The organism is Stenotrophomonas sp., assembly GCF_032103445.1.
Taxonomy (GTDB): Bacteria; Pseudomonadota; Gammaproteobacteria; order Xanthomonadales; family Xanthomonadaceae; genus Stenotrophomonas.
The window spans coordinates 13,774-26,420 of sequence record NZ_DAMDFR010000034.1 but is presented as its reverse complement, the minus strand read 5'-3'; the positions used below and the strand labels follow the sequence as shown (position 1 = coordinate 26,420).

Here is a 12,647-nt window from a genome sequence, read left to right as displayed (position 1 = left end):
CTTATGGCAGTAGGCGTCCTCGCACTCCTGCCACTCACATCCTGCACCCCAGTGTCCACTCTCGGCGCAGATGGCTACTTCGAGGGGAAAGCCCTGCAGTTGGCCATTGCCTCCGAAAATGGCGATTCCGACACCATCACGCGACTCGTCAAAGAAGACGGGGTGAATCCCGACACAACCTTTGCAAGCCGCGATGGCATTCCCGTCGTCGCCTGGCCACTCCGCGCCCGCAATCTAGAAGGACTGGATGCGCTGCTTGAGGCTGGCGCAGATCCCAATGCGCGCGAGTCGAAACACATGAACGGCGAAATGATCCACTTCAACAACGCCATGGTATTCGCGGCGATGATGGACGACCCTCGCTATCTTGCCCTTCTCTTGAAGCACGGTGGCGATCCGAATATCAGGAACGTCAATAACGAAACACTTCTTTACCAAGCATTCATCAGCGGAAATCAGTGGGAGAACGTGAAGCTCCTCGTAGAGAACGGCGCAGAAGTGAACGAGTCCAATCGTGGTTCAGCAGACACTGTGCTGGGCTGGTACACCACGCGCGGGGGATTCGAGCATGCGTACTGGCTCTTGGAGCACGGAGCGGACCCTACGGTGATGATGAAGTCGTCAATTGGAAAGCCTGGCAGGATGCACATTGCGGAAGACATCTATTGGGGCATCACCACGCCGGACCTGATCCCCTGGCAGAAGAAGTGTCAGGAATGTCTGATTGCGCGCAACATTCCGCGCCCTGCCATGCCCGACGGCATCCGGGACAAGCGCAAGGCGTTCGGATTTCCATACAAAGAAGAAGAGATACCGCTGCTTTGAGTGAAGCAGCCGGGCAAGCCCGGCTCTACGGGAAGCAGCACGGCCGGTGCAGATGTTGTGCACGCGGGTGGGCAGATGCCGGCGTCATGAAAGAGGGCGGGCGAGTCCGCGCAACGGGAGGCTGTAATGCGTAAGGTGATGAATGCGGCTGTGGTGGGTGCGGGGATGATGCTCGCCGGGTGCGGGTCCGCGGCAAAGCCGGACGCTGCCGACCCTGCTGTTGGCATGGCCAATCCAGCGTCGGTGTACTGCGTCGAGCGTGGTGGCAAGAGTGTGATCGAGACCGACAGCGCGGGTGCGCAGACCGGGTTCTGCCATCTGCCAGATGGAACCAGGATCGAGGAATGGGCGTTGTACCGGCGGGATCATCAGGCGCGGTGATGCCGTATCCGGTTACACCAGCTCGCTGTCATGCGGCAGGTGCATGCGCACGCGGCTGGGCACGCAGTCGGTGCGGAAGTGGCGCGCTTTGACCGGCTCGCCATCCAGATTCAGCGTCATCGGCTGATCGGCGTCGATCTCCACCCATTGCGCGCGGGTGCGCTCGGCGACCTGCTCCAGTGCACCGCGCTTGCCGCCCTTCACCAGCGCCGCGAAGGTGGACATGACCTCACCGCTGAGCTCGGGAATGATGGTCAGGTCGAGCAGGCCGTCGTTGATCACCGCCTCCGGGCACAGCACCTGGCCGCCGCCGGCCTGGCGGCCGTTGCCGATGCCCAGTGCGATGAAACCGCCCTGCCAGTGGAAGCCTTCGGCGCGCACGCGGGCCTGGATCGGCTCGATCTTGCCCAGCCGCGAGATGCCGGTGACCAGGTATGCCAGCCCACCCAGCACCTTCTTCAGCCCTTCATCGGTCTCCACCGTGACCTCGGTACCGAAACCGCCGCTGGCGACGTTGGCGCACCACCACGGCTTGCCGTCGGCGTCGATGCGCAGCAGGTCGACCGGGCGCGGAGACTGTTGCTCGATCAGGCTCAGCGCGGCCAGCGGTTCGTCCGGAATGCCGGCGGCGGTGGCGAAGTCATTGGCGGTGCCCAGCGGCAGCAGGCCCAGCGAGGGCAGCGCATCGGCGAGCTCGTCACGGTGGGCCAGGGTTTCTGCGACCTCGCTCAGGGTGCCGTCACCGCCGGCGGCAATGATGGTGTCCACGCCATGCTCGATGGCCTCGGCCACGTAGCGATCGGCGTCGCCTCCTTCCCAGGTGACACGTACGTCCAGTGCAATGCCACGCTCGCGCAGAATGTGCACGGCCTCGCGCACATCCTGGTTGCCGGTGGATTTTCCGTTCAGGATCAGACGCCAGCGGGCACGGCTCATGCAGCATTTCCATCAGTGGGGACGCGCAGGCTAGCAGCGCGGTGTTTCAGCCGTGGTGAACGTCATCAAACGGTCACCCAACACCCGGAGAATAGAAGGCCATAGCAGGGATGATGGATGGAGGCAGGATCAGCCTCCCGCTGTTTCCGGGGTCGCATCTGAAAGGGTGCGGCCTTTTTTAGTTGGGGCCCGACGATTCGTCCGCATCGGATAGCGTTGCTGCGTGCCACAGTTCGGCGGCGTCCCTGGCGATGCCATATCCCACCTCATACTCCCGCCTCACCTCGTGGCGCAGCGCCTCCGGGAATCGTTGCTCCAGCGTTTCGATGCTTTCGTCCCACGGGGTGTTGTCGATGGCTGCATCATCGCCGTCTGCAACTGGACTAGCGATGGATTCGCCAGCGACCTCTTGACCCTCTGCTGGTACGCCGACGGCCTCACGGTATCCGTGCCGTGCTCCGAGCGCATGGATCAGGTCCCGCTGGCGGATGGACAGATGTTCTGCGTGAGGCGGCCGAACCGACGCGGACGGAGCCAACCCCAGCTCGGCCAGGAAGCGCAGCTCCCTTACTCCAATAACGCCAACCGCAGGTTCATCAATCGCATTGCGACGATGCTGGATACGTTGCGGCCGCCGCAACTCCTGCGCCAGATGGGCACGCACCCGGGCGACGCGGCGTTCCCACATTCGGAACTTGCCTACGTTCCAAACCAGGGCGATCGCAAACGAGAGCCCAATCATCATGCCCAGTGACATTCCGCCACGCGGTTCAACCCCAGCCTGATCGTCAGACAAGCTCGCATCGCGCACCCAGACCACGGCCCGGTTAGCCATGTCGTGCAGTGAGTTGCCCAACGCAGACAGGCCGGTAACCGCGCGCTCGGCACTCAGCGCGTTGGAGTGACTGACATGGGAACTCAGCGGACATTGTGGCGGCAGCACGGAGACCTCGACGCAGGCAAGAAAGTACCTGCAATTGTCTTCACGCTCGCCTGATCACGTCAGAGGCAATGCCGACAATGCGTCGGCAAAAGCCCATGCCTGCAACGCTTACGCGCGCTCCGCGAACGCCTTCAACGCGTCGCCTTCAAGCCGGTACACGGTCCACTCGCTCTGCGGACGCGCACCCATCGCTTCATAGAAGTCGATGGCCGGGGTGTTCCAGTCCAGCACCGACCACTCGAAGCGGCCGCAGCCTTCCGCCACCGCCTGCCGTGCGATGTACTGCAGCAGGGCCTTGCCGGCACCGCTGCCACGGCTGGCGGGGCTGACGTACAGGTCTTCCAGGTAGATGCCGTTTCGGCCCAGCCAGGTCGAGTAGTTGTAGAAGTACACCGCGTAGCCGATGGGCTGGCCGTCGGCTTCGCAGATCAGCGCGCGCGCCTTGGCACCGGCACCGAACAGGCTGTCGCGGATGCCGGCCTCGTCGGTCTGCACCGACGATTCGGCCCTCTCGTAGATCGCCAGCTCGCGGATGAAGCGCAGGATCAGCGCCGCATCCCCGGCAATGGCATCGCGGATCAGCACGCCGGAGGCGGCCATGCTCAGCCCCGCGCCTTGGCGACGTTGCGGCGCATCTGCTCGATCACGTCCTTGTAGCTGATCGGCGCATTGAAGATGGCCGAACCGGCGACGAAGGCATCGGCACCGGCAGCAGCGATCGCACCGATGTTGTCGGCCTTCACCCCGCCGTCGATCTCGAGGCGGATGTCGCGGCCACTGGCGTCGATCTTCTCGCGCACCACGCGCAGCTTGTCCAGCGCCGAGGGAATGAAGGCCTGGCCACCGAAGCCCGGGTTGACCGACATCAGCAGCACCAGGTCCAGGTCATCCAGCACCCAGTCCAGCACGTCGACCGGGGTGCCCGGGTTGAGCACCAGGCCCGGCTTGCAGCCCAGCGAACGGATCAGCTGGATGGTGCGGTGCACGTGGCGGCTGGCTTCCGGGTGGAAGCTGATGTAGGTGGCCCCGGCCTCGGCGAAGTCGGGAATGATGCGGTCCACCGGTTCCACCATCAGGTGCACGTCGATGGGCGCGGTGATGCCGTGCTTGCGCAGCGCCTGGCACACCATCGGACCGATGGTCAGGTTCGGCACGTAATGGTTGTCCATCACGTCGAAGTGCACCCAGTCGGCACCGGCGGCAAGCACGTTGTCCACTTCCTCGCCGAGACGGGCGAAATCGGCGGACAGGATCGAGGGGGCGATGATGCAGTTGGACATGGCCAGGGCCTTGCAGAAGGAAGAAGGGAGGGCAGCGCTAACCGCGCTTGCGCAGGGTCTTGATGCGGTCGTAGGCGGCGTTGAGCTGGCGCGACTTGCGCTCGGCCTGCTGGCGCAGCTCAGGGGCCGCGCCCACCACCTTGTCGGGGTGGTACTGGGAGATCAGCCGGCGGTAGGCCAGGTCGATCTCTGCGTCGGTGGCCTCGGAGGTCAGTCCCAGCTCGCGGTAGGGGTTTTCCCTGTTCAGCCGGAACCAGTCGGCGTCGAAGGCGTGGCCGAGCAGCAGGCCGATGACCGCCCCGAACAGCGGGTTGGGCCGGAACAGCAGGGCCCCGGCGATGAATCCGAGCAGTTTTCCGTACCAGCGCATGGTCGTCGGGGCGGCCGCTTGAAAAAGGTGATCCATTTTACGTCACAGCGGGCCCAACCCGCTTTACACTAGGCCGCCCGCTGTCTGGCGGGCCCGTCACCGGGTGCCCTGGACAGCTGTCTCGACGAAGCCTCAGGAGTGCCCGTGCCGACCACGTTGTTGCAATCCGATCTCCCCGGCCTGCCCTTGCGCCATCGCGGCAAGGTGCGTGATGTTTTCGACATTCCGCGCGACCGGCTGCCCGCCGGCACCCCGCCGGGGGACTACCTGCTGATGGTCGCCACCGACCGTCTGTCGGCCTTCGACGTGGTGCTGCCGGACCCGATTCCGGGCAAGGGCGAAATGCTCTGCCAGGTCTCGAACTTCTGGTTCGCCAAGACCGCGCACCTGATGCCCAACCACCTGACCGGCATTGATGTCGCCAGCGTCCTGCCCGAAGGCGTGGACCCGGCGCTGTACGCCAGGCGCGCGGTGGTCACCCGCAAGCTGAAGCCCGTGCCGGTCGAGGCCATCGCCCGCGGCTACCTGATCGGCAGCGGCTGGAAGGACTACCAGCGCACCGGCAAGGTCAGCGGCATCGAGCTGCCCGACGGCCTGCGCCAGGCCGAGCAGCTGCCGGAACCGATCTTCACCCCGTCGACCAAGGCGGCGGTGGGCGACCACGACGAGAACATCGACTTCGACGCGATGGTCAAGCAGGTGGGCGTGGACCTGGCCGAGCGCGTGCGCGACGCCACCCTGCGCATCTACAAGTTCGCGGCGGATTACGCCCGCGAGCGCGGCATCATCCTGGCCGACACCAAGTTCGAGTTCGGCACCGATGAAGACGGCCGCCTGTACATCATGGACGAGATGCTGACCCCGGATTCGTCGCGCTACTGGCCGGCCGATGAGTACGAAGTGGGCACCAGCCCGCCAAGCTACGACAAGCAGTTCGTACGTGACTACCTGGAAACGCTGGACTGGGGCAAGACCGCCCCGGGCCCGAACATCCCGGCCGACATCATCGAACGTACCCGCGCCAAGTACGCCGAGGCGCTGCAGCGCCTGGCCGGCATCAGCGTGGATTGACGGAAGCCACCATGTCCACCACCACCCAGGTTGTGCGGCCGATTGACCGCTACTTCGCCAGCTACTCCGATGACCATCGCAATGCACTGAACCAGCGCATCCACGTGGTCGCGGTTCCGGCGATCCTGTGGTCGGTGGTGGGTCTGCTGTGGTGCATTCCGCCGCTGATCACCTGGTTCCAGCACGGCGTCTGGGCCGGCCTGGCGATGTTCACCGCCTGGTGCTTCTACAACCGCCTGTCGAGGTCGCTGGGCATTGGCATGCTGGGCATGCTGTTCGTCTGCGGCTGCGTGTGCCGCCTGCTGGAAGCCCAGATCGGCATTGCCGGTCTGGGCTGGACCGCGCTGGGCGTGTTCGTGGTGGCGTGGATCGCGCAGTTCATCGGCCACAAGTTCGAGGGCCGCAAGCCCAGCTTCCTCACCGACCTGACCTATCTGCTGATCGGGCCGGCCTGGGTGATGGCCAAGCTGTTCCGCCAGATGGGCTGGAAATATTAACCCCCAAACCTGAACGAAATCGATCATCACCGGCGCTGCACGGACCCGCGCCCAGCATCGCCGTGGGTGATCCATTTTCGACATCGGCCGTTCATGTCCAGGCCAGCCGAGGTGTGGTCGCAGCCCCTGCCATTGCTGGGCGGAAACGCCCACGCTGAACAACAAGGGGCCAGATGCGGCAAAGCGGACGGGTTTGTCCATACGGCTTTGACGGGTGCCGAATGGGGCGGATATGGGGCCTGAAAAAATGAACCACGCACGTTCCCTGCAGTTGCTGGCGTATTCGGGTATATCGGCGACAAATGACCGCCTGTTAGACTGAACAACCTGCTCGTGAATCGCGCATTCCCTGCATGAATCCTGCCCTGCTCCTGCTGCTGGCCCTGCCCTTCCTGATGGCAGCGGTCGTGGCCACATTCCGTACCAGCTCCCGCGCCACTGCCGCCTGGCTGGCCGGCGTCGCCCCGTTGGGCGGGCTGGCGCTGCTGGCGACGATGACCCCGGCCGTGATGCACGGCGAGGTGGTGCGCAGCTTCGGCGACTGGCTGCCACAGATCGGCCTGGCCTTCTCGCTGCGCCTGGACGGGCTGGCCTGGATGTTCGCCGGCATGGTGCTGGCCATCGGCGCGCTGGTGGTGATGTATGCCCACTACTACCTGAGCGCCCGCGACAGCGCGCACCGCTTCTACTGCTACCTGCTGCTGTTCATGGGGGCCATGCTGGGCATGGTCCTGTCGGGCAACCTGTTGCTGCTGATGGTGTTCTGGGAAATGACCAGCATCAGCTCGTTCCTGCTGATCGGCTTCTGGTCGCACCGCCAGGACGCGCGTGAAGGCGCGCGCATGGCGCTGGTGGTGACCGGCGGCGGTGGCCTGGCCCTGCTCGGCGGTGTCCTGCTGATCGGCCGCATTGTCGGCAGTTTCGAGCTGGATGCGGTGCTGGCTGCGGGCGATGTGATCCGCAGCAGCCCGCTGTACCCGTATGCCCTGTTCCTGGTGCTGGCCGGCATCTTCACCAAGAGCGCGCAGTTCCCGTTCCACTTCTGGCTGCCGCACGCCATGGCCGCGCCGACCCCGGTGTCGGCCTACCTGCACTCGGCGACCATGGTCAAAGCCGGCGTGTTCCTGCTGGCGCGGCTGCACCCGGCCCTGGCCGGCACCGACCTGTTCTTCTACACGGTCAGCGGCATCGGCGCGATCACCCTGCTGATCGGCGCGTGGAATGCGATCTTCCAGCATGACCTTAAAGGCCTGCTGGCCTATTCGACGATCTCGCACCTGGGCCTGATCACCCTGCTGTTCGGCCTGTCGACGCCCATGGCGGTGGTGGCCGGCGTGTTCCACATCCTCAACCACGCCACCTTCAAAGCGTCGCTGTTCATGGCCGCCGGCATCATCGATCATGAAACCGGCACGCGTGACATGCGCAAGCTCGGCGGATTGCGCCGGCTGATGCCGTTCACCAGCGCGCTGGCGATCATCGCCTCGCTGGCGATGGCCGGCATTCCGCTGCTCAATGGCTTCCTGTCCAAGGAAATGCTGTTCGCCGAGGCGATCACCACGCAGGGCCCTGAGCCGATGCGCATCGCGGTGTCGATCGCGGCGCTGCTGGCCGGCGTGTTCGGCGTCGCCTACAGCCTGCGCTTCGTGCACGACACCTTCTTCGGCAAGGGCCCGCATGATCTGGACCGGGTGCCACACGAGCCGCCGCGCTTCATGAAGGTGCCGGTGGAGATCCTGGTGGTGATCTGTCTGGCCGTCGGCATCGCGCCGGCGATCACCATCGCGCCGGTGCTCGACACCGCCGCACAGGCCATTCTGGGGCCGGCAATGCCCAGCTTCAGCCTGTCGGTGTGGCACGGCTTCAACCTGCCGCTGGTGATGAGCATCGTCGGCGTGCTCGGCGGCGTAGCGCTGTACTTCGGCCTGCGCCGGCTGATCAACCTGCATGCGGTGGTCAGCCGCACCATCGGCCGCAACCTGTTCCACAAGCAGCTGGATCTGGTGTTCGGCTTCGCCCACGGCCTCACTCACACGCTGGCCAACGGCAGCCTGCAGCGCATGCTGATGGCGCTGGTGGTGGTGGCCATCGTGGTCGCGGCCGCGCCGTTCGTGGCCAACCCGATCTCCCCGAACTGGCCGTCGCCGCAGCCGATTCCGCTGCTGGGCTGGGTGCTGTGGGCGGTGATCGTGGTCTGCTCGTTCGGCGCGCTGTTCGTGTACCGGCAGCGCCTGCTGGCGGTGCTGGTGGTCGGTGGCGTGGGGCTGATGGTGTCGCTGACCTTCGTGTTCCTGTCCGCACCGGATCTGGCGCTGACCCAGCTGCTGGTGGAAATGGTCACCCTGGTGCTGATGCTGCTGGGCATGAACTACCTGCCGGCGCAGTCACCACCGGAAAAATCGCGCTGGCGCAAACGGCGTGACGCGGTGATCGCCGTCATCGCCGGCGGCGGCCTGGGAGCCATGGCCTACAGCGCGATGACCCTGCCGCCCAACACCATGGCGGGCGAGATGCTGGCGCGCGCCCTGCCCGAAGCCTACGGCGAGAACGTGGTCAACGTGATCCTGGTGGACTTCCGCGGCTTCGATACCTTCGGCGAGATCACCGTGTTCGGCATTGCCGCGCTGGTGGTGCATGCACTGCTGCGGCGTTCGCGCATGGCTCCGGAGCAGATCATGCCGGGTCCGCCGATCAAGCTGCCGGTACCGGCCGATCTGGCCCAGATCATGTTCCCGCTCACCCTGACGGTGTCGATCTTCCTGTTCCTGCGCGGCCACAACGCGCCGGGTGGCGGCTTCATTGCCGGCCTGGTGCTGGCAGTGCCGCTGCTGATCCAGTACGTGATCCAGGGCACCGAATCGGTGGAATCGCGCTTTGGCTTCGACTACATCCGCTGCATCGGCGTCGGCCTGCTGATCGCCATCGTCAGTGGCTGCGCCTCGATGCTGTTCGGGGTGCCGTTCCTGACCAGCGGTCACATCGACCTGGAGCTGCCGCTGATCGGCACCGTGCCGCTGGCCAGTGCGATCGGATTCGACACCGGCGTGTACCTGGTGGTGTTCGGTGGCGCGATGCTGATGCTGTCGATGATGGGCACGATCAAGCCGCACCGCACCCGCAACGCCCGCAAGGGTGAGATCGATCCCAACCGCCGTTCGGCCTTGACCGGGGAGATGCACTGATGGAACTGGCCCTGGCAAGCGCGATTGGCGTCCTGGCGACGATCGGCGTCTATCTGCTGCTGCGCGCACGCAGCTTCGACGTGATTCTGGGCATGACCTTCCTGTCCTACGCGACCAACCTGTTGATCTTCGCCGGTGGCCGGCTGGTCAGTGGCAAGGCTCCGGTGCTGAAGGAAGGGGTGGCCTCGAACCTGGGCAACTACACCGACCCGCTGCCGCAGGCGCTGGTGCTGACCGCCATTGTCATTGCCTTTGCGATGACCGCAGTGAGCATCGTGCTGGCCATGCGCAGCCGCAGCGACAACCACAGCGACCATGTGGACGCCCACGAGGACGAGCCGGCACCCGACACCGCGCCGGGCCGGGAGGGCGGCGCATGAATCATGTGGTGATTCTGCCCATCCTGATTCCGTTGGTCGGTGCAGCGCTCTCGCTGTTCGTCGAACACCGGCGCTATGGGCCCAAGGTGCAGCGCAGCGTGGCCTGGACCACGCTGGCGGCGCTGGCCGCTGCGGTGGCCCTGCTGTTCACGCGCACGGCCGATGGCAGCATCGCGGTGTACCTGCTGGGTGACTGGCCGGCACGGCTGGGCATCGCATTGGTGGCCGACCGGCTGTCCAGCTGGATGCTGCTGACCACCCTGCTGCTGGCCATTGCCTGCCTGCTGCATGCCTGTTCCGGTTGGGACCGGCGCGCACCGCACTTCCACGCGTTGTTCCAGTTCCAGCTGGTCGGTTTGAACGGTGCCTTCCTCACCGGCGACATCTTCAACCTGTTCGTGTTCTTCGAGGTGATGCTGATCGCCTCGTACGGCCTGCTGCTCAGCGGCGGGCGGGGCCTGCGCATGCGCATCGGCCTGCACTACGTGGTGTTCAACGTCACCGCCTCGACCCTGTTCCTGATCGCGCTGGGCCTGCTGTACGCCTCGCTGGGTTCGCTGAACATGGCCGAGCTGTCGCAGCGCATCGCCGAAGTGCCAGCCAGCCACCTGACCCTGACCAAGGCCACGCTGGGTCTGCTGCTGCTGGTGTTCTGCAGCAAGGCGGCATTGATGCCGCTGTACCTGTGGTTGCCGGAAGCCTACGCGCGTGCGCCCGCCGCCGTCGCCGCCCTGTTCGCGATCATGACCAAGGTCGGCCTGTATGCCGTGCTGCGGGTGAGCTCGCTGTGGTTCGGTGAAGATGCCGGCCCGATGGCTGGCTATGGCAGCCATTGGCTGCTGTGGGCCGGCGTGGCCACGCTGGTGCTGGGCGGGCTCGGCGTCCTCGCCGCTGCGCGCTTGCGTGTGCTGATCTCCTATCTGGTGGTGGTGTCGGCGGCGACGCTGTTCATTGCCTTCGCCATCCGCACGCCGCAGGTGCTGTCGGCCGGTCTGTACTACCTGCCGCACAGCACCTTTGTCGCCGCCGCGCTGTTCCTGATCGCCGACCTGATCCGCCGTCGTCGCGGCGGAGCCAGCGACCGCAAGGAAGTGATCGCGCCGATGCCCGGCAAACAGACCCCGGCGGTGCTGTTCCTGATCGCCGCGGTGTCGGTGGCCGGCCTGCCGCCGCTGTCCGGCTTCCTGGCCAAGGCCGCACTGTTGGCTGGCATGCCTGCGCAGTACACCGGCCTGGTGTGGAGCGCAGTGCTGGTCAGCAGCTTGATGGTAATCGTCGGCATCACTCGCGGTGGCGTGCGCCTGTTCTGGCGCGTGCCGGTCGCCGAAGAAGGCGTACCCGCGCCGCGCAAGGCCCCTACCCGCACGGTGGAGCTGTTCGCCGCCGGACTGCTGCTGGTCTACGGCATCGGTATGGCAGTGTTCGCCAACCCGTTGATGCGTTACACCGACGCCATGGCCGCCCAGTTGCTGCAACCGCAGGACTACGTGGGCGAGCTGCGCGCGACCACGCCGGAGATCCGCCGCCCATGACGCGCAAACGCCCGTTGTTCCGCCACCTGATTCCCTCGCCGATGCTGAGCTTCACGGTGCTGGCGTTCTGGGTGCTGATGTCCGACAGCTTCACTCTGGGCCAGATCCTGCTCGGGCTGGTGCTGGGCGTGGTGGTGCCGCTGTTCGCCGCGCGCCTGGACCGCGAGTTCGCCCGCATCGGCTCGCTGCGGCCGATTCCCAAGCTGGTCTGCGTCACCCTGTGGGACATCCTGGTGTCCAACATCCGCGTGGCGATCCAGGTACTGGGGCCGGAGCGCCGCATCCACCCCGGCTTCATCTGGTTGCCGCTGGACATTGCCAATATCCACGGCATCGCCGCGCTGACCAGCATGATCACGCTGACCCCGGGCACGGTGTCAGCAGCCTTGTCCGACGACCGCCGCTACCTGCTGGTACATGTGCTGCACCTGGATGACCCGGACGAGCTGATCCGGCAGATCAAGACCCGCTACGAAGCCCCGCTGATGGAGATCTTCCCATGACCGGTTATGTGTTCATCCAGACCACGCTGGTGGTGTGCATGCACGTGGTCGGGCTGGCCATGCTGCTGGCCACCTGGCGTCTGCTGCGCGGGCCGACCGTGCCGGATCGCATCCTGGCGCTGGATACCTTGTCGGTAACCGCCATTGCCGAACTGATGCTGTTTGGCATGTACCTCAATTCGGCGGTGTACTTTGAAGCAGCGCTGGTGATTGCGATGCTGGGCTTCGGCAGCACGGTGGTGCTGAGCAAGTTCGTGCTGCGCCGGGACATCGTCGAATGATCACCTTCATCCAGATCCTGCTGTCGCTGCTGCTGTTGTTCGGCTGCTTCTTCATCCTGGTCGGTGCGCTGGGCCTGGTGAAGCTGTCCACGTTCTTCAAGCGCCTGCATGCGCCGACCAAGGCCAGCACGCTGGGCGTGGGCTGCGTGCTGGCCGGATCGGTGGCGTATCACATCTTCCTGGGTGAAGATCCGCAGCCGCGTGAGCTGCTGATTACCGCATTCCTGTTCATCACCGCGCCGATCAGCGCACACATGATGGCCAAGGCCGCGTTGTCGCTGATGATGGAGAAGCGGCCGAGCCTGCCGGGCAATGACAAGGCCGAAGAAGAGCAGTTGCCGCCGCCGGAGCCGCGCGACATGACCGATGCCCGCAACACCCACCCGGCCCCGGAACAATCGCCGTAGAGCCACGCCCTGCGTGGCTGCGATCGGGTCCGGCACCGCGAAGCCACGCAGGGCGTATA

Annotated in this window: 15 protein-coding genes; 10 read left to right on the top strand and 5 right to left on the bottom strand. The window is 65.4% G+C overall.

Annotation, left to right across the window (positions count from 1 at the left end; translation table 11 throughout):
• Positions 1-3 precede the first annotated feature (3 nt).
• Both RT551_RS13160 and RT551_RS13155 read left to right on the top strand, forming a co-directional pair.
• The gene (locus RT551_RS13160; RefSeq protein WP_313459393.1) at positions 4-825 is read left to right on the top strand and encodes an ankyrin repeat domain-containing protein; all 822 of its coding nucleotides are present in this window, start codon (positions 4-6) and stop codon (positions 823-825) included.
• A 126-nt stretch (positions 826-951) separates the two neighbouring features.
• Positions 952-1,206 carry a DUF333 domain-containing protein gene (locus tag RT551_RS13155; protein WP_313459391.1) on the top strand — a complete coding sequence of 85 codons (255 nt, stop codon included), beginning with the start codon at positions 952-954 and terminating at the stop codon, positions 1,204-1,206.
• A gap of 12 nt (positions 1,207-1,218) precedes the next feature.
• Here the strand turns inward: RT551_RS13155 and yegS are convergent, their stop codons facing one another.
• From yegS to RT551_RS13130, 5 genes are all read right to left on the bottom strand, one after another.
• A complete protein-coding gene (gene yegS / locus RT551_RS13150; RefSeq protein ID WP_313459388.1) occupies positions 1,219-2,142 on the bottom strand; it encodes a lipid kinase YegS in 924 nt (307 codons plus the stop codon).
• Positions 2,143-2,320: 178 nt separating this feature from the next.
• Positions 2,321-3,085: a hypothetical protein gene (locus tag RT551_RS13145; protein ID WP_313459386.1), complete on the bottom strand. Its 765-nt coding sequence runs from the start codon at positions 3,083-3,085 to the stop codon at positions 2,321-2,323.
• A 108-nt stretch (positions 3,086-3,193) separates the two neighbouring features.
• Positions 3,194-3,685 carry a GNAT family N-acetyltransferase gene (locus tag RT551_RS13140; RefSeq protein WP_313459383.1) on the bottom strand — a complete coding sequence of 164 codons (492 nt, stop codon included), beginning with the start codon at positions 3,683-3,685 and terminating at the stop codon, positions 3,194-3,196.
• 2 nt (positions 3,686-3,687) lie between these two features.
• Entirely contained in the window at positions 3,688-4,365 is a 678-nt protein-coding gene (gene rpe, locus RT551_RS13135) for a ribulose-phosphate 3-epimerase (protein WP_125360582.1), read from the bottom strand.
• A 37-nt stretch (positions 4,366-4,402) separates the two neighbouring features.
• On the bottom strand, positions 4,403-4,735 hold the full coding sequence (locus RT551_RS13130; protein WP_313459419.1) for a DnaJ domain-containing protein: 333 nt from the start codon (positions 4,733-4,735) through the stop codon (positions 4,403-4,405).
• 144 nt (positions 4,736-4,879) lie between these two features.
• Between RT551_RS13130 and RT551_RS13125 the strand changes: the two genes are divergently transcribed.
• The 8 genes from RT551_RS13125 (at position 4,880) to RT551_RS13090 (ending at position 12,588) form a co-directional block, all read left to right on the top strand.
• Positions 4,880-5,806, top strand: a complete 927-nt coding sequence (locus tag RT551_RS13125; protein ID WP_313459380.1) for a phosphoribosylaminoimidazolesuccinocarboxamide synthase — start codon at positions 4,880-4,882, stop codon at positions 5,804-5,806.
• Positions 5,807-5,817: 11 nt separating this feature from the next.
• On the top strand, positions 5,818-6,303 hold the full coding sequence (locus RT551_RS13120; RefSeq protein WP_313459377.1) for an Mpo1-like protein: 486 nt from the start codon (positions 5,818-5,820) through the stop codon (positions 6,301-6,303).
• Between the two features lie 353 nt (positions 6,304-6,656).
• Positions 6,657-9,485, top strand: a complete 2,829-nt coding sequence (locus tag RT551_RS13115) for a monovalent cation/H+ antiporter subunit A (RefSeq protein WP_313459374.1) — start codon at positions 6,657-6,659, stop codon at positions 9,483-9,485.
• Positions 9,485-9,865, top strand: coding sequence for a Na+/H+ antiporter subunit C (locus RT551_RS13110; RefSeq protein WP_313459372.1), 381 nt, complete (start codon positions 9,485-9,487; stop codon positions 9,863-9,865). The genes RT551_RS13115 and RT551_RS13110 overlap by 1 nt, the downstream gene beginning before the upstream one ends.
• The gene (locus RT551_RS13105) at positions 9,862-11,397 is read left to right on the top strand and encodes a monovalent cation/H+ antiporter subunit D (RefSeq protein WP_313459369.1); all 1,536 of its coding nucleotides are present in this window, start codon (positions 9,862-9,864) and stop codon (positions 11,395-11,397) included. The genes RT551_RS13110 and RT551_RS13105 overlap by 4 nt, the downstream gene beginning before the upstream one ends.
• Entirely contained in the window at positions 11,394-11,900 is a 507-nt protein-coding gene (locus RT551_RS13100) for a Na+/H+ antiporter subunit E (protein ID WP_313459367.1), read from the top strand. The genes RT551_RS13105 and RT551_RS13100 overlap by 4 nt, the downstream gene beginning before the upstream one ends.
• Positions 11,897-12,181, top strand: a complete 285-nt coding sequence (locus tag RT551_RS13095; RefSeq protein ID WP_125360575.1) for a K+/H+ antiporter subunit F — start codon at positions 11,897-11,899, stop codon at positions 12,179-12,181. Before RT551_RS13100 ends, RT551_RS13095 begins: the two co-directional genes overlap by 4 nt.
• On the top strand, positions 12,178-12,588 hold the full coding sequence (locus tag RT551_RS13090; protein ID WP_313459364.1) for a Na+/H+ antiporter subunit G: 411 nt from the start codon (positions 12,178-12,180) through the stop codon (positions 12,586-12,588). The genes RT551_RS13095 and RT551_RS13090 overlap by 4 nt, the downstream gene beginning before the upstream one ends.
• The last annotated feature ends 59 nt before the right edge of the window (positions 12,589-12,647 follow it).